Source organism: Amycolatopsis sp. (assembly GCF_035546795.1).
In the GTDB taxonomy this organism is placed as follows: Bacteria; Actinomycetota; Actinomycetes; order Mycobacteriales; family Pseudonocardiaceae; genus Amycolatopsis_E.
The window spans coordinates 34678-57157 of the sequence record NZ_DASZWC010000026.1 but is presented as its reverse complement, the minus strand read 5'-3'; the positions used below and the strand labels follow the sequence as shown (position 1 = coordinate 57157).

Genomic DNA, 22480 nt, shown 5'->3' with positions numbered 1-22480 from the left:
TCCTCCGGAAGTAGCTGTCGATCGTTGGGCGACCCCCATTACGGTGGACACGGGCGCGGCTGCATACTTCCGGCCAGGCCCGGATGAGGAGCATTCTCGTTGAACCTGGTTATTTATATTCTTCGCCGCCTGGCGATATCGATCCCCGTGCTGCTGGTGGGGACGTTCCTGGTATTCGTCATGGTGGCCGCCGCCGGGGACCCGCTCGCCGAGCTCCGGGGCAGGCCGAACATCAACCCCGAAGCCGTCGCCGAGACCGCGCGTCAGCTGGGTCTCGACATGCCGCTGATCCCGCGCTACTTCCACTGGCTTGGTAATTTCCTGACCGGTGACTGGGGCGTTTCGGTCGCACAGGGCAACGCCATGCAGCCGGTGTTCCCGAAGGTGATGGGTGCCTTCGACGTGACCATCAAACTGGTGGTCGGCGCCGAGATCCTGGCGCTCATCGTCGGTGTCGCGGTCGGCGTGCTGGCCGCGGTCAAGCAGTACTCGATCATCGACTACGTCGCGACCACGCTGGCATTCTTTTTGTTCTCGATGCCCATTTTCTGTGTCGCGGTGGTGCTCAAGACCTACGCGATTCAGCTCAACGTGTGGATTCACGACATCGGGTTGAGCGACTGGCTCGGCAATCCATGGTTGCGAACCACCAGCCCGGAAACGCTGACATCCACCGGTTTCGGTGATTTCCTGGCGAGATATTCCGGCGCGTACCTGCTGCCGACGCTGTCGATCATGGCGATCAGTTTCGCCGCGTACAGCCGTTTCCAGCGTGCTTCGATGCTGGAAACGCTCAACATGGACTACGTCCGCACCGCGCGGGCGAAGGGCATTTCGGGTTCCCGCGTCATTTTCCGGCACGCGTTCCGCAACGCGTTGATCCCGGTGGCGACGCTGTTCTCGGTGAACTTCGGCCAGGTGCTGACCGGCGCGATCATCACCGAGACCGTGTTCAACTGGCATGGGATGGGAACGCTGCTCGTCCAGTCGGTGTCGCACAACGACCCGAACGTTTTGATGGGCTGGCTGGTGGTCGTCGCCGCGATGGTGGTGCTCGCCAACCTGATCGCAGACCTGCTGTACGGCATCATGGACCCGAGGATTCGCGTTGGCTGACATGAACTCTTTGGTTGCCGGCGAGGCGGCCTCGACCGCCGAGCGCGAAGGCATCCTGCCTCCCGAGGCACTTCCGGAGCCGGTCAGCCAGGGCCGGCTCGTACTGCGCAAGTTCCTGCACCACAAGCTGGCCATGATCAGCACCGTGGTGCTGCTGGTCATCGTGCTCGTCGCGATCATCATGCCGATCTTCTGGCCGCACGCGTACGAGGACGCGAGCTTCCCGTCGTTCGCGCCGCCGAGCAGTGACTTCCCGTTGGGCACCACGCAGGTCGGCAAGGACATGGTGTCGCAGATCCTGCGCGGTACGCAGTTCTCGCTCCTGATCGCGATCATCGTGTCCGTGGTGGCCACCCTGATCGGTGTCATCTTCGGTTCGCTGGCCGGTTACCTGCGCGGGTTCACCGACTCGTCGCTGTCCCGGCTGACAGACCTGTTCCTGATCGTTCCGCAGATCGCGGCGGCGGCCATCATGGCGAAGGTCTTCGGGCACGGCAGCTGGTTCGTGGTCGCGATCGTGCTGGCACTGTTCGCGTGGATGCCGATCGCGCGGATCACCCGGGCCGAGGCAATGGCCTTGTCCCAACGGGAATTCGTCGAAGCGGCGCGGGCGGCCGGCGCGGGTACCGGGCGGATCATCTTCCGCCACCTGGTGCCCAACATGGTCGGCAGCATCACGGTGAACGCGACCCTGGCCGTCGCGCAGGCGGTGCTCGTCGAGGCCGCGCTGAGCTTCATCGGCCTCGGCGTGCAACCGCCGGACACCTCGCTCGGCCGGATCATCCTGGAGAACTACGCACAGGTGCAGAACCGCCCATGGCTGTTCTTCGGCCCGTTCGTCGTGCTGGTGCTCATCTCGCTCTCGATCAACTTCGTCGGTGATGGTCTGCGGGATGCCTTCGACCCGAGGCAGCGCCGGATGAAGGCGTAAGTTCCAGACCGAAAGTGCCCTTCCCCGTGCCAGGGGAGGGGCACTTTTCGTTTCCCGGCAACGATTTCCCGGCGGCCGAGCTTGCGTTCTCGGGGTCGCGGGCGACGGGACGACCCCACCGGGGTCGGCTGCCACCAAGAATGGGCCCCTGCAACAAAAAAGAGCCCTGCCGTACCCGGCAGGGCTCTTCTCGGCCGTGAATCAATCGGCAGCGGCCACCGGAGCCAGCTTCCCGGCCTCCCAGGCGGCGCGCCGCTGGGCCTGCAGGACCGGGTCGGCGACCGGAGCGGCGGAGAGGAGGCGCCTGGTGTAGTCCTCCTTCGGCGAGTGCAGCACCTGGTCACGCGTACCGACCTCGACGAGCTTCCCGCGCTGCATCACCGCGACCCGGTCGGCCAGCAGGTCCACCACCGCGAGGTCGTGGCTGATGAACAGGCAGGCGAACCCGAGGGTCTGCTGCAGCCCCAGGAACAGGTCCAGCACACGCGCCTGCACCGACACGTCGAGCGCGGATGTCGGCTCGTCGGCGATCAGCAGTTGCGGGTCCAGCGCCAGGGCGCGGGCGATGGAAACACGCTGCCGCTGCCCACCGGAGAGCTCGTGCGGGTAGCGGTTGCGATAGTGGCCCGACAGCTCCACCTTGTCCAGCAGGGAAACCACGCGGTCGTTGAGACCCTTGCCGGAGAACATCTTGTGCAGCACCATCGGCTCGGCGATCGACTCGCCGATCGTCATCTTCGGGTCCAGGGTCGAGGCCGGGTCCTGAAAGACGATGGCGAAGTACCGGCGCAGCGGGCGCAGTTCCTTTGTGGACAGGTTCGTGATGTCCCTGCCCGCCACCGAAACCGAGCCGCCGGTGGGCTTGAGCAGGCGGATCGCGCAGCGGCCGACGGTGGACTTGCCCGAACCGGATTCCCCGACGAGGCCGACGATCTCGCCCTTGTCGATGTGCAGCGAAACCCCGTCGACCGCGCGATTGCGGGCCTGGCCGCGTTTGCCGGGGTACTCCAGGATCAGGTCCTTGATCTCCAGTGCGGGCGCGTCCGCCTTGATCTGGGCCTCGAGTTCGGCGTCGGTGAGGCGGATCTCCTCGGCGATCTTCTCCGCTTCCTCGCTGTCCATCGCCAGCGGCGCTTCGTCCAGCAGGCGGCGGCCTTCGGGGCGCTGGCCGAGCACGGGCACGGCGGCGAGCAGGCGTTTGGTGTAGTCCTCTTTCGGCGCGGCGAACAGGTCGTGCACCGGGGCCTGCTCGACGATCTCGCCCTGGTACATCACCACGACCCGGTCGGCGAGGTCGGCCACCACGCCCATGTCGTGTGTGATCAGCACGATCGCGGTGTTCAGGGTGTCCCGCAGTTTGCGCAGCAGGCCGAGGATCTCCGCCTGCACGGTCACGTCCAGCGCGGTGGTCGGCTCGTCCGCGATGATGACCTTCGGGTCGCACGCGATGGCCATCGCGATCACGACACGCTGCCGCAGACCGCCGGAAAGCTGGTGCGGGTACTGCTTGAACCGCTCTTCCGGGTTCGGGATGCCGACCATGTCCAGCAGCTCCATGGCCCGCTTGTCGGCGGCGCTCTTGGAGATGTCCTGGTGCGCGCGCAGCGCTTCGCGGATCTGCCAGCCGACGGTGAACACCGGGTTGAGCGCGCTCATCGGCTCCTGGAAGATCATCGCGATGTCGTTGCCGCGGATCTTCCGGAGCTCCTTGTCCTTCAGCCCGGCCAGTTCCCGGTCGTCAAGGCGCAGATCGCCCTCGATCTTGCTGGTCTTGGGCAGCAGCCCGAGCACGGACATCGAAGTGACGGACTTGCCCGAACCCGACTCGCCGACGACGGCGACGATCTCGCCGGGATTCACGTCGAACCCGATCCCCCGGACCGCTTCGACGATGCCGTCTTCGGTCTGGAAGGAGATCTTCAGGTCGGAAATGGACAGTACGGAACCCGAGGCGGCCAGTCTCGCCGTCGTCGCTTCAGTGCTCACCAGTGGCCCTTCGTGGGGGATCGTTCGTCATCAGCTGTTCGCCGGGACTTCGCGCGAGGATATCCGAGGTCTCGGCACCGATGCTCGGCGCGAGGGAAATATTGTCGCCCACCCGTCGCCCGCCGCCACCCTCAACCGAGACGCTACGCGCCGCTAGTCTAATCCCGGTGATTTCCAAGTTGTTGCTGGTCCACGCCCATCCTGATGACGAAAGCATTACCACCGGCGGGATCATGGCCCGCTACGCCGCTGCCGGGGCCGAAGTGGTCCTGGTGACCTGCACGCTGGGCGAGGAGGGCGAGATCATCCCGCCGGAGCTGGCGCAGCTCGGCTCGTGGGCCGCGGATCAGCTGGGCGGTTACCGCGCCGGTGAACTGGCGGTGGCCTGTCGTGCGCTCGGGGTGACCGGGCACCGTTTTCTCGGTGGAATAGGGCGCTGGCGCGATTCGGGGATGGCAGGCACGCCCGCCGCGGCACATCCGCGCGCGTTCGCCGGCGGCCCGCTCGAAGAACAAACCGCGCAATTGCGCGAAATCCTCGACGAGATCAGGCCGGACGTCGTGGTCACCTACAACGCTTTCGGCGGCTACGGGCACCCGGACCACATCCGTGCGCACGAGATCACCATGGCCGCCGCTCACGACGTGCCACGGCTCTTCCACATCGCCAGCGGCGGTGGGGCGGACCCGCGCCCGGACACTGAGGCGACCACCGTCGTCGACATCCGCGGGCAGCTCGACGCGAAGATCGCCGCCATGGGTGCGCACGCCACCCAGATCAGCGTCCGGCCGCCCGAGTTCGCGCTGTCCAACGGGGTGGCGCAGCCGATCGGCGAAACCGAGTCCTTCACACTGGTGCGCGGGCCCGCCGAGGGCGCCGGGACGGACCTGTTCGGAGGGCTGTGATGACCGAGGAGAAGCCGTTCGCGCGCGGCGGGCTGTTGGCCCTGCTGCTGCTCGACACGGTGCTGCTGGCCACGCTGGAGCTGTTCTTCCTGCCATTGCGGCTGGACGGCACCCTGCTGCCGAAGCTCGGCGCCGTCCCGATGCCGCTCACCGTCGTGGTCGCGATCGTCACCACCCCGCTGCTCGTCCTGCAGGCGGGGAAACTCGTCAAGCCGCGTGCCGCGTTCGCGCCACTGGTGTTGTGGGTACTCACCATCGTGGTGCTCGGTCTGTTCGGGCCGGGCGGCGATCTCGTGCTCGTCCAGGACTGGCGGGCGCTGCTGCTCATCGCGGGCGGCGCGCTGCCCGCCGCGATGACCCTGGGTGGCGCTCTCGCTACTGGGAGGAAATGAAGTGGCGCAGGCGATTTCCGATCGTCAGGTGGTGAAGGTGCTGCGGCCGTTCGTGCGCGCGGCACGGCCGGTGGTCGCGGCGCTGCGCACTCCGGGCAGGCTCGACGGTCTGGCCGGGAAACGGTTGCCGGGCACGCCGGCGTGGACGCAGCTGACCATCGACGAACGCGTGCGGTGGTGGATCAACCGGGTCGGCAGGCTGACCGCGCTGGTGACGGCGATCCCCGGGATCGGCGGCGCGCTGGCCGACCGGCTGCCGGTGCAGGACGCGATCGGCGCGAGCGCGCAGGGTGTATTGCTGTGCGCGATCGCGGACGAGTACGGCATCGACGACATCGGTGAGCGGGTGCGGCTCATCGGCTGGGTGCTGTTCGACCGCGAAATCGACCCGTCGCTCGCCGCCGGCCAGGACGAGCAGGAAGACGCCGAGACCGTGAAACTCGCGGGCGAGTTCTCCGAACCCGCCGAGCACACCAGGAAGCTCTCGGCCAAGGCCGCGGCCGGTGCGCTGTGGCGGATGGGCAGGTCCCTGTTGGCCATCTCCGGTGAACTCGAGAAACGGCCGCACGGCCGCTTCTTCCACCACATGCTCGGCGCGCTGCCGGTGGTCGGGATGGCAGGCGACTATCTCGGCGAGCGCAACGGTCTCAAACACGTGGCCAAGCGCAGCACCCGCTGGCTCAGTGGCGCCAGAACATGAAGGCGTAGTTACCCAGCGCGGCCGAGACCTGGTCGCCGCCGATGGCCCTGAACACGAAGTCCGCGATGTCCCAGAACAGGTTCTGCACCGGGGCGACCGCGAACAGCAGCGCGAACAACGCCAGCGGCGCCCACGGCCGCACCTTCGCGGCGAACTCACGCGATTGCGGCGAGAGGTAGGGCTCGATCGCGCCGAACCCGTCCAGCCCCGGCACCGGCAGGATGTTCAGCACGAAGGTCAGGACCTGCAGCAGCGCCAGGTACGACAGGCCGAAGCCGAGCCCGGCGGCCATCGGGATATAGGCCACCGCGAGGCTGAGCAGGACGCCGATGACGAGGTTGGCCAGCGGCCCGGCGAGTGACACCCACGAGGCCGCGGCACGGGAACGCAGCGCCCACCGGTTGATCCACACCGCGCCACCCGGCAGTGGGATACCGCCGATGGCCAGCAGGATCAGCGGCAGCACCAGCGACAGCACCGGGTCGGTGTAGTGCCGGACGTCCATCGTGAGATAGCCCTTGCCGACCACCGAATGGTCCCCGCCCTTGTAGGCGAGGAAGGCGTGGCCGAACTCGTGCAGGGTCAGCGACAGCGCCCAGCCGGCCACCACCAGCAGGAAAATCCCGGCCACCAGCATGGGATCGCGGGAGGAGCTCAGGACCGAGTCGGCATCACCGAAGGCGGCCAGCACCCCACCCACGACCGTGAGCGCGAGGATGCCGAAGAACACAGGGCTTGGACGGACCGCTGATCTCTGCACGAGGACAGTCTGTCGTATCCGCCCGGTTCGTTGTCGGCGTGTCCCCTTGCGCGATCGGGCCGAAGGGTCCCCCAAACTCGGTACTCGGCTTGACCTGGCCGCATTACACGGGTGTAATCACATTGCTGTCATTCGGCGCTGGAAGGGGGTGTCGGGTGCGGCTTCAACACCGCCAGCCTGGGGAGTGCGTGGAAGCAGAGGAGGCGGAAGTGCGGTTGGAAGCAGACGGAAGGGAATGGGGGAAAGTCGTGGATTGGGGAGCGAGCCCGGAGACGGAGCTGGGCGAGTTCACCGACCTCTTCGACCCCGAAGAGCCACCGGAGTGGCAGGACCGCGCGCTGTGCGCGCAGACCGATCCGGAGGCGTTTTTCCCGGAGAAGGGCGGATCCACCCGCGAGGCCAAGCGGATTTGTCAGGGCTGTGAAGTGAAGGGCGAGTGCCTCGAGTACGCCCTGGCCCATGACGAGCGCTTCGGCATCTGGGGCGGACTGTCCGAACGGGAGCGTCGCAAGCTCAAGAAACGCGCGGTCTAAGGTACTTTCCCGCGGCAACAAGCGGGCGAGTACTGGAGGCGGCGTTGGCCGAGGAGCAATCGGAGGGCCGCGTGTCCTTCGCCCGGAGGAGTTCGCCTCCGGTGGTTCTTTTCGTGGTGCTGGCCGTGATCGGCTTGGTACTCAACGGAAGTCGACTCGGCCTGGACCTCGCGGGTGGTCGTCTGCTGCCGGTGGGCGACCTCGGCCGGATGTGGTCGATGTATCTCGCGGGGTGGCATCCCGTCGGTGGCGGCACCGCTAGCGCCGCCCCGGCTTCCCTTGCCGTGCTTGGCATAGCGGGGGCGATCTTCACCCCGATCGGCGGGCCGGCGGCCCTCATCGCGATCCTCCTGATCGGTGACGCGGCGTTCGCGGGACTGTCCGCGTACGTGGCCACGCGCCGGCTCTCGGTGTCGCGCTGGGCGCGGGCCGGGGTGTCCGCCGCGTATGGGCTGCTGCCGGCCGCCACGGCTTCGGTGGCGCAGGGCCGGTTCGACGTAGTGGCCGTGCACATCCTGCTGCCACTGGTGATCTCTGGCATCGCGGCGCTGCTCGCCCGCACCGGTGGGCGATGGCTGCACGCGTCGTCGTGGTGCGCGGTCGGTGTCGCGCTGCTGGGCGCGTTTTCCCCGCTGGCACACGGGCTTGCGCTACTCGGCCTGGTCGCGGGGTTCGTGGTGCTGCCGCCGGTCGACGGGCTGTTGCGGCGGATCGCGTCGGTCGGCATCGTCGTGTTGCTGCCGTTGGCGCTGCTGCTGCCGTGGCCGACGGTGCTGGTCAACCAGCCGGCGTTGTTCCTGCACGGGCTCAGCGGCCCAGGGCAGGTGCCGACCTCGGCCGATCTCGCCGGGCTCGATCCGGGTGGCGCCGGCGCCTGGCCGATCGGCGTGCTCGTGATCGTCGTGGCGATCGCGGCCGTCGTGCTCCGCCCGCGCGCGTTGATCAGCCCGGGGCTCGGTGCGCTCGTGCTGGGCGTGATCGGGCTGGTGGTCGTGCTGCTCGTGCCGGTGCCGTCGCTACAGGGCGGCATCTCGTCGACGGGCTTCACCGGGGTGCCGCTGCTGATGGTCGGCGCCGGGCTGTTGTGGATCGTCCTGACCGCGTCCCAGGTCAAGACCGAAAGCTCGTTGTTGCCGAAAGTTGCTGCGGTGGCAGGGATTCTGCTCATCGCGGCGCTCGGCACCGGTGCCGTCGTCGCCGGTAGTGGCGGGCCGCTGCATTCCGGTGGCGGCGACAAACTCGCGGCGACTCAGTCCGACGAACTGGCGCGCACCGGCCGGTCCGTCGTGGTCGTCGGCTCCGGCGACCAGGTCACCTTCCAGACCGGTAACCGGCTGCCGTCGTACGGCGACGATCAGCTGGCGCTCACCGCGAACACGCCCGCGCGCCTCACGTCATGGCAGAACGCGTTGCAGCAACCGTCCTCCGGTGCCACCCGTGCCGCGCTGTCGGCCGCTGCCGCGTCGGGCGCGTTGTTCATCGTGCTGCCCGAGGGCGAGGAGGCTTCGTCCGTCGTCGCCGTGGCGCCGGATCTCGCCGTCGCGGTCCAGCCGACGGCGGATGGTCGCGCCGTGCTCCGGTTGCTCGCGCCGTCGGGCCAGGTCGTGCTCGTGCCGCCGGCGGTCGCCAAACAGGCCGTCCAGTCCTCGGCGCCATCGACGACGGCCGGCGTCACCCCGGTCGACGCGACGCTGCCCGACGTGCACGTGCGCGTCTCAGACGGCGTGGCCGGGCGGCTGCTGGTGCTGTCCGCCGAGTTGGAAGCCGGCTGGCACGCGACCGTCGACGGCAAGCCGGCGCCGATCGTGCCCGCGTGGGGGCACCAGGTCGCCGTCGCCGTACCCACCGGGCAGTCCGACGTGCTCGTGGAGCTCCCGTCGACACTGCGAGACGTGCTGCTGCTGGTGCAGGTGGCCGCGGTGCTCTTCGCGACCCTGACGTCCGTGCCCGGGCCTAGTCGCCTTCGATGATGTCCGGCTCCACGCCGAGGTAACCGGCGACCTGCTCGACGAGCACGTCGTGCACCAGTTCGCCCAGCTCGGCGGGGTCCTTCGCGCGCGCTTCCAGCGGGCGCCGGTAGAGCACGATCCGCGCGCGGGTGGGCAGCCCGCTGCGGTCCACACCGGCCGGGACCAGCCTGGACAGTGGCACCGCGCCGTCGTGCAGGATGCCCTCTGCCTGCAGCGAATGGCTGGGGCCGCGCACCTCGGGCACCTCGTCCACCGCGACGTCGAGCTTCGTCAGCTGGTCGCGCCAGCGGGCCTCGATCGGTTCGAGCGCGTCGAGCACGAGCTGGTCGAACTTTTCCGCGCGGCTGGACGCAGCCGGCAGCGAGGCCGGGTACAGCGGTCCGCGCAGCCCGCGCCCATGGCGGTCACGCCGGATGCGGCGCTGTTGTCGTGCACTGCGAGCCGTAGACACAGGAGGAAGGTTACGCGCCCCATTGCGGTGTGCCTGCGCACAGTTGCCGGTGGAAGGCGCTATCGTCCGATGCGTGTCGAGCGTACGAAAGTGTTCGCGGACGGGGTGCCTGCAACCCGCGGTCGCCACGCTGACCTACGCCTACAGCGATTCGACCGCGGTGGTCGGTCCCCTCGCGACGGCGTCCGAGCCGCACTCCTACGACCTGTGCGAAGAGCACGCGCTCCGGCTGACCGTCCCCAAGGGCTGGGAAGTCGTGCGGCACGAAGGTGCCTTCGCCGCTCCGGACCGCTCCGACGACGAGCTGACCGCCCTCGCCGAAGCCGTTCGCGAAGCCGGCCGCACCGATCGCCCCTCGCCTCCGCCGGAGCCGGACAGCTCGTCCGGGCGGCGCGGACATCTGCGGGTCCTGCCGGATCCGATCTCCTAGTTTCTCCCGGTACGCTTTCCGGCATCGAAAGTTGTCGAGGAAGTCGGGGAGAGGCGCGTGTCAGACCTGTCGGGCATCGTGAAGGCCTATGACATCCGCGGGGTGGTCGGCGAGCAGCTGGACGCCGCGCTCGTCCGCGACTTCGGGGCCGCGTTCGCCCTGCTGATCAAACCCGAATCGCCGTCGGTGGTGATCGGCCACGACATGCGCGAGTCCTCGCCGGGGCTGGCCGACGCGTTCGCCGAAGGGGTCACCTCGCAGGGCCTCGACGTGGTGTCCATCGGGCTGGCCAGCACCGACGAGCTCTACTTCGCCGCCGGCTCGCTCAACCTGCCCGGCGCGATGTTCACCGCGAGCCACAACCCGGCCAAGTACAACGGCATCAAGCTCTGCCGCGCCGGCGCCGCCCCGGTGGGCCAGGATTCCGGCCTCGCCGAAATCCGCGACACCGTGGAGCAGGGCGTGCCCGCGTTCGACGGGCAGGCCGGCTCGGTGACCAAGCGCGACGTGCTCGCCGACTACGCCGCCTACCTGCGCAACCTTGTCGACCTTTCCGGCGTGCGCCCGTTGCAGATCGTGGTCGACGCGGGCAACGGCATGGGCGGGCACACCGTGCCCACGGTGTTCGAGGGACTGCCGATCGACATCGTGCCGATGTACTTCGAGCTCGACGGCAGCTTCCCGAACCACGAAGCCAACCCGCTGGACCCGAAGAACCTCGTCGACCTGCAGGCGAAGGTGCGCGAGGTCGGTGCGGACGCGGGCCTGGCGTTCGACGGGGACGCCGACCGCTGCTTCGTGGTCGACGAGAACGGCGACCCGGTTTCGCCGAGCGCGATCACCGCGCTGGTCGCCACCCGAGAGCTGGCCAAGGAGCCGGGCGCGACGATCATCCACAACCTGATCACCTCGCACGCGGTGCCGGAGATCGTGGCCGAGCACGGCGGCAAGCCGGTGCGTACCCGCGTCGGGCACTCGTTCATCAAGGAGGAGATGGCGCGCACCGGCGCGATCTTCGGCGGCGAGCACTCGGCGCATTACTACTTCCGCGACTTCTGGCGCGCCGACACCGGGATGCTGGCCGCGCTACATGTGCTGGCCGCGCTCGGCGAGCAGGACGGCACGCTGTCCGCGCTCACCGCGGAGTACAAGCGCTACGCCGCGTCGGGCGAGGTCAACTCGACGGTCGACGACCAGGTCGCGAAGCAGCTTGCGGTCAAGGACGAGTTCGGCAAGCGCCCCGGGGTCACCATCGACGAGCTCGACGGGCTGACCGTCGATCTCGGCGACGGCTCGTGGTTCAATCTCCGCCCGTCCAACACCGAACCGCTGCTGCGGCTCAACGTGGAGGCGCCGGACGAGGACGCGGTGCGGGTGCTCACCGACGAAGTGCTGGCGATCGTCCGTGGTTGACAACCAGCCGGCGTGGTAAGGAGAAAGCATGCCCCTCACGCTTGATGCCCAGCTGCTGGAGATTCTCGCGTGCCCGTCGCCGGATCACGCCCCGCTGCGTCCGGGCACTCCGGCCGACCCCGACGCCGAGGCGCTGACGTGCACGTCCTGCGGGCGCAGTTTCCCCGTACGGGACGGCATTCCGGTGCTCCTGCTCGACGAGGCGACCGGACCGGACTCCGGTGACTCCGACGGTGCTTGACGACACCCTGCTCGACGACCCGGCGCGGCTGGCGGAGGCCGACACATCCGGCCTGCTTCGCGCCGCGGCGATGGCCGGTGCCCAGGTTCGCTCCGTCACCGAGCTCGCCGCCGAGATCGAGCTCGCCGACCGGCTCGACCTCGGCCGCCCGCGTGCGCTGGTGCTCGTCGTCCGGCCCGGGGTCGGCCGCGCGCTGACCAAGCTGCTGGCCGCGCTGTTGATGCCCTCGTGCCCGGTGCCGGTCGTGATCACCGACGCCGTGCCGAGCTGGATCGGTGCGCTGGACGTGGTGTTCGCGCACACCGACGACCCGGCCGACCGGGAGCTGGCCGCGGGCATCGAGCGCGCGAGCCGCTACGGCGCGACGGTCGTGCTTTCGGGCCCGCAGGACGGGCCGGTCGCGGCGTCGATCGCGGGCAAGGGGCTTTTGCTCGCGCCGCGGATCCCGGTGCCGCCGGAGCTGACTTTCGCCCGTGGGCTCGCCGCCGGGCTGCTCACCGCGAATGCGCTCGGCGTGCTCGTGGCCGACGTCGAGGTGCTGGCCGACCAGCTGGACGCGGAGGCCGAACGCGGGCACCTCGGCCGCGATTCGTTCGCCAACCCGGCGAAGGCGCTGGCGTTACGCCTCGCCGACCGGCTGCCGATGCTGTGGGGCCTGGACCCTGCGGCGGTCGCGGTCGCCGAGCACGCGGCGTACGCGTTGGGTGCGTACGCGGGCACGGTCTGCGACGCCGCCGACTACCGGCAGGCGGTCGCGCGGCCCGCGCTGCTTCGCGCCGCTATGTCGGGCTCCGGCGAGCAGGACATCTTCGCCGACCCGGATTTCGACGAGCAGGGGTTGAAACCTCGGGTACTGCTGCTCGCGCTGCACACCGGCCCGACCGCGGACGCCGCCCGATATGAGGCCTCGCATACCCTTCCGGGTGCGGGGCTCATCGCCCCGGCCGACGAGATCGTCGGTGACGAGCCTGTCCGAGCCGGAGTGCTAGCGCTACGGTTCGAACTGGCCGCGGTCTACCTCGGACTCGCGGCGGGAAGCCTGGGGGGAGCCGGTCATTACGCGCCTGCTACCGCGTGAGACCGGCTGAAGACGGAAAGCGCCCTGGCACGGGTGCCCAAGGAGTTGAGAACAAAGTGGAGCTGCTCCGCAATGCCGTGCGGCCCTACGCGTGGGGGTCCAGAACCACCATCCCGGAGCTGCAGGGCCGGGAGGTGCCGGCTCCGCACCCGGAGGCCGAACTCTGGATGGGAGCGCATCCGGGAGACCCGTCGCGGGTGCTCGGTGCCGACGGGGTCGAGCGCACTTTGCTGGAACTGCTCGAAGGCGACCCGGTCGGGCACCTCGGCGAGGAATGCGCGCGGCGCTGGAACAACCGGTTGCCGTTCCTGCTGAAGATTCTCGCGGTCGAGGAACCGCTGTCCATGCAGGCGCACCCGTCGGCCGCGCAGTCGGCGGAGGGGCACGCGCGTGAAGAAGCGGCAGGCATCCCGCGTGACGCGTCGAACCGCAACTACCCGGACCCGACAGCGAAGCCGGAACTGGTCTGCGCGCTGACGGAATTCCACGCGCTGGCCGGCTTCCGCGAGCCGACGAGGACGATCAAGCTCCTGCGCGCGGTGGAGACCCCGGGCCTGGCCAAGTACACCGAACTGCTCGCCGCGCAGCCCGACTCCGACGGGATGCGCGCGCTGTTCACCACCTGGATCACGCTGCCGCAGGCGAGCCTGGACGAGTTGCTGCCCGAGGTGCTCGACGCCTGTGTGCTGCATGTGAAGGAACACGGCGAGTTCGATGTCGAATGCCGCACGGTGCTGGAGCTCGGCGAGGCGCATCCGCGCGACGCGGGTGTGCTGGCCGCGCTGCTGCTGAACCGGCTGACGCTGAGCGCGGGCGAGGCGATCTACCTGCCGGCCGGGAACCTGCACCTGTACCTGCACGGCACGGCAGTGGAAATCCTCGCCAACTCGGACAACATCCTGCGCTGCGGGCTCACCCCGAAGCACGTGGACGTGCCCGAGCTGCTGCGGGTGGTCGACTTCGAGTGCTGCGACATGCCGATCCTGACCGGCGAACCGAGCGAATGCGGCGCGGTCTACCACACCGACGCGCCGGAGTTCGAGCTCTCTCGCAACGAGTGGCCGGCGGGGAAGAACGACGAGCTGCTGGTGCGGTCCGGGCTGCCGCAGATTCTGCTGTGCACCGCGGGCAAACTGCTGGTGCGCGCCGAAGACGGCACGGAGCTGACGCTCGGCCGGGGCGAGTCGATGTGGCTGCCGGCCTCCGACCCGGCCGTCCGGATCCGCCCGATCGGCGAAGGCCGGACTCAGCTTTTCCGTGCCACTTCGGGAAAGTAACCCCTCAGGCGCCCAGGATGTCGTAGCCCGTACGCAGGTCGGCGTGGTTGCACCGCAGCCGGAGGTAGACAGCGAGCCGGTCCATGATCAGTTCGGCTTCGCGGCGCCAGCCGAGCGCGGTGACCGACGCGACGGCGCTGAGCAGGTTCGTGCGTTCGGTCTCGAACCACACCTGCGGGTCCGCGAGCAGTTTCGCGACGAACTCCGCGGGCAGCGGCTGCGGCGGAAGTTCCACCGAAGGCAGCAGCGCGCCACCGGGCAGCGCGCGGGCGGCGGCGTCGGAGAGATTGATCGCCGCGTCGACGAGCCTGCGCACCGAGGCGACTCGCTCGTCGCGGGAATCCTCCGTCACCCCGACCTCGGTGGCGAACACGCGCACCATGTCGTGCAGCCGGTACCGCGGCTCGCCGGTCGCGTCGGCGCCGTAGGGCCACAGCAGGCCGGCCTCGACCAGCTCTTCCACCGTGCGGTCCGCATCCGGCCGGTCGATCAGCGCCGTGACCGCCCAGCCGGGCTGGTTTTCATTGCGGCAGCGGGCAATCGCGCGTAACCCGCGTTGCGCGTCCTGGCTCAGCGCCTGATAGCTCAACGCGATGCTGCCTCGCAGCTGCAGATCGCTGACAGTCAGTTCGTCCAGCTTTCGCAGCACATCCTCGAGCCTGCTGGCGAGAGCGGCGAGCGGGAGGTACGGCCGCATCGCGAGCCTGATCGCCGCGATGCGCAGCGCCAAGGGGAGGTTGCCGCAGGCCGCGGTGATGCGGGCCGCGGCCGCGCGTTCGCCCGCGACTCGCTCCGGCCCCGCGATGCGTGCCAGCAGCAGGCTCGCTTCGTCGTCGCTCATCGGCCCCAGCTCGACCCGGCGCGCCCCTTCCAGCGCGCTGAGCCGCCGCCTGCTGGTGACCAGCACGGCACATCCGGGCGTGCCGGGCAGCAACGCGCGCACCTGCGCGGGATCGGCGGCGTCGTCGAGGACGACGAGTACGCGCCTGTCGGTGAGCAGCCCGCGGTACGCCGCCGCGCGCGCCTGTACGTCGTCCGGGATCGCCGAGCCGCTCACGTCCAGCGCGCGCAGTACGTCGTTGAGCAGCGCCCCGACATCGCGCGGCGCCGAGGTGCCGGTCAACGGGATGAACAGCTGCCCGTCCGGAAACTCCGTGCGCAGCCGGTGCGCGACCTTCGTGGCGAGCGTGGACTTGCCCGCGCCGGGCTCGCCGCTGAGCACCACCAACGGCATTCCCGGCTCGCTCAGCAGTCCCGCCAGCTTGTCGATTTCCGTTGCCCTGCCGGAGAAATCGAGCAGATCCGCGGGCAGCTGGCAGATCGGCCACGGCGTGCCGGGCGTCAGTTCCTCGCCGCGCAACACCGTCGACTGTGCTCGCCGTAGCACCCCGCTGGGCTCCACGCCCAGCTCCTCGACGAGACGCGCGCGCGTTCGCCGATACACCGACAGCGCGTCGGCCTGCCGTCCCGCGCGCTGCAGCGCGATCATCAACTGCGCGGCCGTGCGCTCCCGTAACGGGTTCTCGGCCGCCAGCGCGGTCAGTTCGCCGATCAGCTCGTTGTGTTTGCCGATGGCCAGCTCGGCGTCGATGCAGTCCTCCAGGACACCGAGGTGCTCGGCCTCCAGCCGGCTCGCTTCGGTGTCCAGCGGCGGCACGTGCAGGTCGGTGAGCGGCTGCCCGCGCCATTGCTCCAGGGCCCGGCGCAAATGCTTCGCCGCGCGGGCGTGGTCGCCCTGCGCCGCCGCGCGCCTGCCTTCGGCGGCCTCGGCCCGGAACACCAGCAGGTCGAGGTCGCGCTCGGACACACGCAGGCGGTAGCCGTTCTCGGTGTGGTCGATCCACGCGCTGTCGAGCCGCTGCCGGAGCCGCTGGACGTAGGTGTGCAGGTTGGAGACGTAGGACTTCGGCGGCTCACCGATCCACAGCGCGTCCACCAGCTGTGGCACCGGCACGTCTTCGTTGGCGCGGAACAACAGCATCGCCAGCAGGGACCGCTGCCGTTCGCCGCGCAACCGAAGACTGCCGCCCTCGACCCGGAGCGGGCCCAATACCCCGAACTTGGCCATCGTCGCATCCTCCCGGTGGGTGGATCCTTCGACGTTCACTGCGTCCTCCTGGTTTCGGTGGGCTCGATCACCCGGCTGCGGATGTGCTCGTAGACCACGCTCGTGCGCACGTCGGCCACCTCTGGGCGCTGAGTGAGGCGGTCGATGACGAACGCGTACAGGCTTTCGTTGTCCGGCACCGCGACGTGCACCAGGAAGTCCTCGCCGCCGGAGACCACGAACACGCCGACCGTCTCCGGCAGCAGCGCGACCCACTCACGGAAGGCCTCGATCACCCTCCGCGACGGCGGCCGTACGCGCAGCGCGATCAACGCTTGCACCGGGCGGCCGAGCTCGGCGAGATCCACGTCGAGCAGGAACCCGCGGATCACGCCCCGCTCACGCATCGACCGCACGCGCTCCAACGACGTGGACGGCGAAACCCCCGTCGCGGCCGCCAGTTCGCGGTTCGTGCGCCGACCGTCGCGCTGCAGTTCCCGCAGTAACGCCTTATCAAGTTCGTCCAGCTCGGCCATCAGGCGCCTCTCGTCGAACCAAATTCGGAGCTGCTGGCGAAGCAGAGTATCTCTTCTTAGCTTGTAGACCTGTGAGCACACAACATCAGGAATTGGCCGCAACACTGGCGGCGGACGTTCGGAACGGGGCGACCACCCGGTCCGCGAAGCTGAAGTGGGTCGTCGTCGCGGATCCGTCGCTGGGCCCAGGGCTCGTCGCGAACGCCACCGCCTGCCTCGGCGCGGCCGCCGCGGCCGTGTTGCCGGACCTCGTCGGCGGTGCCGTGCCGGACGCGTCCGGCCAGGTTCACGCGGGCCTGCCGTGGACGGGGGTCTCGATCTTGGCCGCCGACGCCGGGAAGCTGCGCGAGATCCGGGCCAAGGCCGCGACGAAGGAAGGCGTGTTCATCACCGACATGACGAAGCACGCGCAGGCGAGCCGGTCGTACGAGGAATACCGGGCGGGCGTCGGCGAGACGGAGGAAGCCGACCTGGCCTACTACGCGATCGGACTGCTCGGGCCGCGCAACAAGATCGACAAGCTGGTCGGGGGGCTGCCCTTGCTGCGGTGAGTCGACACCGAGCTGCATTTCGAAGCGGCGGAGCCGGTTGCTGTGGGCCGCCGGCTCGCACCGGCGCGGGTTCTGAGGTGGCCGCTGGCGAGGACAGCGCCGAAGTGGTGAATCGGCATTCCTGATGAGGCGATCCCGGAGTCAGGGGCCGCCTCAGGTTCCGCTACCTGCACCGGCACGCAGGTGCCTCCGAACGATTCTCTAGGCTCATCCCGACAAATCGGGAGCCTTCATCAGGGGGTCAGTGTGTCGGCAAGCGGTGGGACGAAGGCGATCGTCGCGGCGCTCGGCGCCAACGCCGGGATCGCGGTGGCGAAGTTCGTCGGGTTCCTGTTCACCGGTTCCTCCTCGATGCTCGCCGAGTCGGTGCACTCGCTCGCCGACACGTCGAACCAGGGCCTGCTGCTGCTCGGCAAGAAGACCTCGCTGCGCAAGGCCACCAAGGAACACCCGTTCGGCTTCGGCCGGGACAGGTACTTCTACTCGTTCGTCGTGGCGCTGATGCTGTTCACCCTCGGCTCGGTTTTCGCGCTGTACGAAGGAATCCACAAGGTCGAGCACCCGGAGCCGCTGTCGGCGCCGCTGGTCGCGGTGGTCATCCTGGTCGTCGCGATCGGGTTGGAGGGCTACAGCTTCTTCACCGCGATGGGCGAGTCCCGCAAGATCAAGGGCGACGTGTCCTGGTGGGGTTTCATCCGCCAGTCCCGCACGCCGGAGCTGCCGGTGGTGCTGCTGGAGGACACCGGCGCGCTGCTCGGCCTGGTGTTCGCGCTCGCCGGCGTCGGGCTGTCGGAGCTGACCGGCGACCCGGTCTGGGACGGCATCGGCACGATCATGATCGGCGCGCTGCTCGGGGTCATCGCGATCATCCTCATCGTGGAGATGAAGAGCCTGCTGATCGGCGAGGGCGCCACCGAAGGCGAGCTGGACGCGATCGTCGCCGAGCTGACCGGCGGGCACGTGGCACGGGTGATCCACATCCGCACCCAGTACCTCGGCCCGGACGAGTTGCTCGTCGCCGCGAAACTGGCGCTCACCCCGAACCTCGACGTGGCGCAGGTAGCCGCGGCGATCGACGAGGCGGAAGCCAAGGTGCGGGCCAAGGTGCCGAACGCGCGCCTCATCTACCTGGAGCCGGACCTGGACCGCCAGACCGTCTGATTCGCCGCCCGGCTTGTCCCAGGTCATCGATCCGGACCAAAAGCAGGCCAACCGGATCAACCGGAGGCCGAACTACGTTCGGCTGATAGCCGTGACTGTGGCCGGATTGGTGACGATCGATACAGTAGGGTGATTTTCCAACCCTGAGATCCAGGTTCGGAAAAGGGAGCGGACACCTTGCCAGGTAACGGTTTGTGGCGAACGAAGTCCATCGAGCAGTCCATTAAGGACACCGATGAGCCGGAAACCAGGTTGCGAAGAAACCTCAGCACCTGGGACTTGACAGTGTTCGGTGTCGCGGTCGTGATCGGCGCCGGCATCTTCACCCTGACCGCGCGGACGGCCGGTGACTACGCCGGGCCATCGGTGTCGGTCGCCTTCGTGCTCGCCGCGGTCGCGTGCGGGCTCGCCGCGCTCTGTTACGCGGAGTTCGCCTCCACCGTCCCCGTCGCCGGAAGCGCTTACACGTTCTCCTACGCCACCTTCGGCGAGTTCATGGCCTGGATCATCGGCTGGGACCTGGTGCTGGAGCTGGCCGTCGGCGCGGCCGCGGTCGCCAAAGGCTGGTCGGTCTACCTCGAAACCGTGCTGGGGTACATCTTCGGCGACGGCGCGAAGACATCGTTCTCCCTCGGCGGCCTGACCGTCGACTGGGGCGCGCTGGTGCTCGTCGTCGTGCTGGTCACCCTGCTGGCGCTCGGCACGAAGCTGTCGTCGCGGTTCTCGATGGTGATCACCGGGATCAAGGTCGCGATCGTGCTGTTCGTGATCATCCTCGGCATCTTCTACATCAAGGGCGCGAACTACCACCCCTTCGTCCCGCCGAACGCCGGCAGCGGCTCGGGCGAGACCGGGGTCAACCAGTCGCTGTTCTCGCTGATCGCGGGCGGCGGCAGCAGTTCCTTCGGCGCCTTCGGACTGCTGGCCGGTGCCTCACTGGTGTTCTTCGCGTTCATCGGGTTCGACATCGTCGCCACCACGGCGGAGGAGACGAAGAATCCGCAGAAGTCCGTGCCCCGCGGCATTTTCGGCTCGCTGGCGATCGTCACCGTGCTGTATGTGGCGGTCTCGCTCGTCGTCGTCGGCATGGTGCCGTACACCGAGCTGGCGACGAAGGCCGGCGACGGCAGCCACAAGACCCTCGCCACGGCCTTCTCCGCGAACGGCGTGGACTGGGCCGCGAACATCATCTCCGTCGGCGCGCTCGCCGGGCTGACCACCGTGGTGATGGTGCTGATGCTGGGCCAGATCCGGGTGATCTTCGCGATGTCGCGGGACGGCCTGCTGCCGCGCAAGCTCGCGCACACCGGCACGCGCGGCACCCCGGCCAGGGCCACGATCCTGGTCGGCGTACTGGTCGCCATCGCGGCCACGTTCTTCCCGGCGGACAAGCTGGAGGAGATGGTCAACGTCGGCACGCTGTTCGCGTTCGTGCTGGTTTCCGCCGGTGTGATGGTGCTGCGCCGGACGCATCCGAAGCTACCGCGCGCGTTCCGCGTGCCGTGGGTGCCGGTGATCCCGATCCTGGCGATCCTGGCCTGCCTGTGGCTGATGCTGAACCTGACCGTGCTGACCTGGCTGCGGTTCGTGGTCTGGATGGTCGTCGGCGTGGTGATCTATTTCGCTTACGGGCGAAGGCACGCACTGCTCGGCAAGCGCGGTGCCGAAGAGGTCAGCGGGCGAAGTTGAGGTTGAAACGGGGCAGGTCGGGAAACAGTGGGACCTGCTCCCCGAACGGGCGCGACGGCGTGGCGGGGAACTCCAGCCCGGCGGCCATCGCGACCGCGCGGTCCCATTCCGGGTCCACCTCGTAATCGTTGTGCCCCAACACTCCGGCCGCCCAGCGGCGGGTGGCCGGAGTGGTGCGGATCGGGTCCGGCAGCCAGTGGTCGCCGCCGAGCACGAGCGCTCCGGTCGGGCCCGGCTGGGCCACGTCGAGCGGGCCGATCCCGCCGCCGGGGCGGTAGCCGTCGCCGAGCAGTTTGCCGTCCACGACCTTGTGCCGCCAGGTGGTCACGCCGCCGCCGAAGATGTCCGTGCCCCGCGCCAGCCCGCGCCAGCGCCCGTCCAGCTCCCCGGACAGCGCGGCGAGGGATTTCTGTGTCAGCACAGCGGGAAACGCGCGCTGGTAACCCCACTGCAGCGGCGAACCCGCGGTGAGCAGGCCAACCCGTGCGCGCTGGTCCTCGGACAACCCGTGCATCAGCCGGGCCGCGGCGATCGTCGCGAGCAGGCTGCCGATGTTGTGCCCGGCGAGCACGACGCGCGTGTTCGGTTCCGCGAGATGTTCCTTTGCCCGCGCGGCGAGTTCGGGCACCACCTTCAGCGCGTAACACGGCGGCACTGTGGGATGCGCCACACGCGGCCAGAAGCACACCAGATCCGCCAGCGCGCCCAGATGCCTGTTCCGGCCCGGCTTCGTCGCGGCGGTGTAGACCACCCGCAGCAGCCCCAGCGCCATCGCACCGAGCGCGAGCACGCCGAGCGCGGAGAACGGGTCCAGCCAGCCTGGCAGCGTCCGGAAACCGAAGCGCGCCACCAGCAACGCGGCGCCGCCGACGGACATCCCCAGCACCACACCGAAAGCGAGGTGGTGCAGGTGGCGCCGCTCCCATGCCGACCGCGCCCACGCCGCCGCCGCGACCTTCTCGTCCTTCTCCTGCAACAGTTTCACGATCTCCGGGATGCCGCGGCGGAACCGGCGCAGCGGCACCGCGACCGCGAACCCGATCGTGCCGAGCACCGCGGCCAGCACCAGCCCGGCGCCCCACAGCATGGTCATCGGGGTGTAGCTGTCCGGCAGGCTCAGCCGGCTCGCACCGGCGAGTTTGCGCAGCGCGATCGCGAGCCCGGCGCCGAACCCGCTGCCCAGCAGCACCGCCAGCACCAGCACCGGCGCGGCCGCCCACCCGCCGAACCACGGGCGCAGCCGCTTCGGCTGTGCACTCCACGTGCGCCGGCCCAGCAGGGCCGCCGGAATCAGCAGCAGCGCGAACAACACCGTCACGATCAGCAGCGCGGCACCGAGGGCTTCGACGGTGGAATTCGACCCCGACGGCAGTTGCGGCCGGAACGGGATCACCGCTATCGGGACCAGCGCGGCGAACGTGAGCACACTGCGCCGCGCCCAGCGACGCAGCTCACGCACACCCGCGGCCGCGGTGACGAGCGTCGCGAGCACCAACGCCAGCGCGCAGATCCAGATGATCAGCTGTCCCAGCGCGTCGGGCACGTGGAACGGCCCGCCGAGCGCCAGCAGCGCGACCGTGGCCAGCGCCCCGACCGCGTGGAGGCAGCGCAGCACCGGCGAGTCCGTGCCGCCGCGGACTGTGTCACCAGGCAGCTCCCCGCGACGCGGCGCGACGTCGTTCGACGTGACCGTCCAGTTGGTGCCGGAGACCCGGTGCAGCACCAGGATGACCACCGCCAACGGCACCAGGCCCGCGGCGGTGCGCAGCCACACCGGATCGCGCCACGAGTCCGGCACCGCCGACAGACAGCCCGTGCCCGGCGCGAGGCATTGTGTGGCGAACAGGTCCAGCGCGACCACCGCCAGCTGACCGACGAGCAGCATCGTCAGCAGCAACCCCGCCAGTCGCAGCAGGCTCCGGCACACACCGCCGAGCACGCCCGCGGCCCGGCTGCCCTCGGGCACCGGCGGCAGCATCCAGTGCGCCACGTTGGCCAGCGAGAACGGGAACAGCAGCGCCCACGTCGCCTTCGCCGCGCCGCCCGAGGTCATGCTGCCCCACAGGTAGCCCTCCAGCGTGCGCGGCACCGACCGGCCCAGCGCCTGCAGCACCGGACCCGGCGCCGGGCGCCGCAACCGGTCCGAGGGCCGGATCACCCTGCCCACCCCGTCGCCGGCGACCTCGACCGTGCCCACGGCGTCGAGCAGGGACTCCCCGGTGGTCCCGGTGAGCCCGGGCACACGCAGCTCGACGATCCTGGTCTCCGGGCCGGGAATCGGCACGTGGACGCCTCCTTTTCGAGGGTGTTCGG

21 protein-coding genes are annotated in these 22480 nt (G+C 69.4%); 15 read left to right on the top strand and 6 right to left on the bottom strand.

All coding sequences use genetic code 11. The features are described 5' to 3' along the window. Positions 1-99: 99 nt before the first annotated feature. A complete protein-coding gene (locus tag VHD82_RS16865; RefSeq protein WP_325704029.1) occupies positions 100-1116 on the top strand; it encodes an ABC transporter permease in 1017 nt (338 codons plus the stop codon). Position 1117: 1 nt separating this feature from the next. Further along, complete coding sequence (locus VHD82_RS16860; protein WP_325704026.1) at positions 1118-2047, top strand: ABC transporter permease; 930 nt, start codon at positions 1118-1120, stop codon at positions 2045-2047. 201 nt (positions 2048-2248) lie between these two features. Here the strand turns inward: VHD82_RS16860 and VHD82_RS16855 are convergent, their stop codons facing one another. Then, complete coding sequence (locus tag VHD82_RS16855; RefSeq protein WP_325704023.1) at positions 2249-4033, bottom strand: ABC transporter ATP-binding protein; 1785 nt, start codon at positions 4031-4033, stop codon at positions 2249-2251. Between the two features lie 179 nt (positions 4034-4212). On the opposite strand from VHD82_RS16855, the gene mshB reads away from it, so the two are divergent. The 3 genes from mshB to VHD82_RS16840 are packed head-to-tail and all read left to right on the top strand — an operon-like array spanning position 4213 to position 6030. Beyond that, positions 4213-4938, top strand: a complete 726-nt coding sequence (mshB, locus tag VHD82_RS16850) for an N-acetyl-1-D-myo-inositol-2-amino-2-deoxy-alpha-D-glucopyranoside deacetylase (protein ID WP_414637535.1) — start codon at positions 4213-4215, stop codon at positions 4936-4938. Further along, the gene (locus VHD82_RS16845) at positions 4938-5330 is read left to right on the top strand and encodes a hypothetical protein (protein ID WP_325704017.1); all 393 of its coding nucleotides are present in this window, start codon (positions 4938-4940) and stop codon (positions 5328-5330) included. Before mshB ends, VHD82_RS16845 begins: the two co-directional genes overlap by 1 nt. 1 nt (position 5331) lies before the next feature. Beyond that, entirely contained in the window at positions 5332-6030 is a 699-nt protein-coding gene (locus VHD82_RS16840) for a hypothetical protein (protein WP_325704014.1), read from the top strand. Here the strand turns inward: VHD82_RS16840 and VHD82_RS16835 are convergent. Then, complete coding sequence (locus tag VHD82_RS16835; RefSeq protein ID WP_325704011.1) at positions 6011-6790, bottom strand: site-2 protease family protein; 780 nt, start codon at positions 6788-6790, stop codon at positions 6011-6013. The genes VHD82_RS16840 and VHD82_RS16835 overlap by 20 nt on opposite strands. Positions 6791-7068: 278 nt before the next feature. On the opposite strand from VHD82_RS16835, the gene VHD82_RS16830 reads away from it, so the two are divergent. Then, complete coding sequence (locus VHD82_RS16830; RefSeq protein ID WP_243769807.1) at positions 7069-7323, top strand: WhiB family transcriptional regulator; 255 nt, start codon at positions 7069-7071, stop codon at positions 7321-7323. A 101-nt stretch (positions 7324-7424) separates the two neighbouring features. Beyond that, positions 7425-9293, top strand: a complete 1869-nt coding sequence (locus tag VHD82_RS16825) for a hypothetical protein (RefSeq protein ID WP_325704008.1) — start codon at positions 7425-7427, stop codon at positions 9291-9293. On the opposite strand, the gene VHD82_RS16820 is transcribed toward VHD82_RS16825, so the two are convergent. Then, complete coding sequence (locus tag VHD82_RS16820; protein WP_325704005.1) at positions 9277-9744, bottom strand: metallopeptidase family protein; 468 nt, start codon at positions 9742-9744, stop codon at positions 9277-9279. The genes VHD82_RS16825 and VHD82_RS16820 overlap by 17 nt on opposite strands. A gap of 73 nt (positions 9745-9817) precedes the next feature. Here VHD82_RS16820 and VHD82_RS16815 point away from each other — a divergent pair, with 73 nt between their 5' ends. The 5 genes from VHD82_RS16815 to manA are packed head-to-tail and all read left to right on the top strand — an operon-like array spanning position 9818 to position 14183. Then, positions 9818-10174 carry a DUF3499 domain-containing protein gene (locus tag VHD82_RS16815; protein ID WP_325704002.1) on the top strand — a complete coding sequence of 119 codons (357 nt, stop codon included), beginning with the start codon at positions 9818-9820 and terminating at the stop codon, positions 10172-10174. A 57-nt stretch (positions 10175-10231) separates the two neighbouring features. Beyond that, complete coding sequence (locus VHD82_RS16810) at positions 10232-11587, top strand: phosphomannomutase/phosphoglucomutase (RefSeq protein ID WP_325703998.1); 1356 nt, start codon at positions 10232-10234, stop codon at positions 11585-11587. A 28-nt stretch (positions 11588-11615) separates the two neighbouring features. Next, complete coding sequence (locus tag VHD82_RS16805; protein ID WP_325703995.1) at positions 11616-11828, top strand: Trm112 family protein; 213 nt, start codon at positions 11616-11618, stop codon at positions 11826-11828. Beyond that, the gene (locus VHD82_RS16800; RefSeq protein ID WP_325703992.1) at positions 11821-12906 is read left to right on the top strand and encodes a hypothetical protein; all 1086 of its coding nucleotides are present in this window, start codon (positions 11821-11823) and stop codon (positions 12904-12906) included. The genes VHD82_RS16805 and VHD82_RS16800 overlap by 8 nt, the downstream gene beginning before the upstream one ends. Positions 12907-12962: 56 nt before the next feature. Next, positions 12963-14183: a mannose-6-phosphate isomerase, class I gene (gene manA, locus VHD82_RS16795; protein WP_325703988.1), complete on the top strand. Its 1221-nt coding sequence runs from the start codon at positions 12963-12965 to the stop codon at positions 14181-14183. A 4-nt stretch (positions 14184-14187) separates the two neighbouring features. Here manA and VHD82_RS16790 read toward each other — a convergent pair whose 3' ends face one another. Both VHD82_RS16790 and VHD82_RS16785 read right to left on the bottom strand, forming a co-directional pair. After that, a complete protein-coding gene (locus tag VHD82_RS16790; RefSeq protein ID WP_325703984.1) occupies positions 14188-16290 on the bottom strand; it encodes an AfsR/SARP family transcriptional regulator in 2103 nt (700 codons plus the stop codon). After that, positions 16287-16766 carry an Lrp/AsnC family transcriptional regulator gene (locus VHD82_RS16785; protein ID WP_325703981.1) on the bottom strand — a complete coding sequence of 160 codons (480 nt, stop codon included), beginning with the start codon at positions 16764-16766 and terminating at the stop codon, positions 16287-16289. The genes VHD82_RS16790 and VHD82_RS16785 overlap by 4 nt, the downstream gene beginning before the upstream one ends. A 71-nt stretch (positions 16767-16837) precedes the next feature. Between VHD82_RS16785 and VHD82_RS16780 the strand changes: the two genes are divergently transcribed. The 3 genes from VHD82_RS16780 to VHD82_RS16770 all read left to right on the top strand — a co-directional run bounded on the left by VHD82_RS16780 (position 16838) and on the right by VHD82_RS16770 (position 20167). Beyond that, a complete protein-coding gene (locus VHD82_RS16780; protein WP_325703978.1) occupies positions 16838-17317 on the top strand; it encodes a DUF2000 domain-containing protein in 480 nt (159 codons plus the stop codon). A 246-nt stretch (positions 17318-17563) separates the two neighbouring features. Beyond that, positions 17564-18478, top strand: coding sequence for a cation diffusion facilitator family transporter (locus tag VHD82_RS16775; protein ID WP_325703975.1), 915 nt, complete (start codon positions 17564-17566; stop codon positions 18476-18478). A gap of 177 nt (positions 18479-18655) precedes the next feature. Continuing rightward, entirely contained in the window at positions 18656-20167 is a 1512-nt protein-coding gene (locus VHD82_RS16770; RefSeq protein ID WP_325703972.1) for an amino acid permease, read from the top strand. Here VHD82_RS16770 and VHD82_RS16765 read toward each other — a convergent pair. Then, positions 20151-22445, bottom strand: coding sequence for a hypothetical protein (locus VHD82_RS16765; RefSeq protein WP_325704327.1), 2295 nt, complete (start codon positions 22443-22445; stop codon positions 20151-20153). The two genes, VHD82_RS16770 and VHD82_RS16765, sit on opposite strands and share 17 nt — an antisense overlap. Positions 22446-22480: the final 35 nt, after the last annotated feature.

Coding starts and splice junctions, on each gene's coding strand:
- VHD82_RS16860 (WP_325704026.1), top strand. CDS start 1,118: ATGAACTCTTTGGTTGCCGGCGAGGCGGCCTCGACCGCCGAGCGCGAA.
- VHD82_RS16845 (WP_325704017.1), top strand. CDS start 4,938: ATGACCGAGGAGAAGCCGTTCGCGCGCGGCGGGCTGTTGGCCCTGCTG.
- VHD82_RS16805 (WP_325703995.1), top strand. CDS start 11,616: ATGCCCCTCACGCTTGATGCCCAGCTGCTGGAGATTCTCGCGTGCCCG.
- VHD82_RS16785 (WP_325703981.1), bottom strand. CDS start 16,766: ATGGCCGAGCTGGACGAACTTGATAAGGCGTTACTGCGGGAACTGCAG.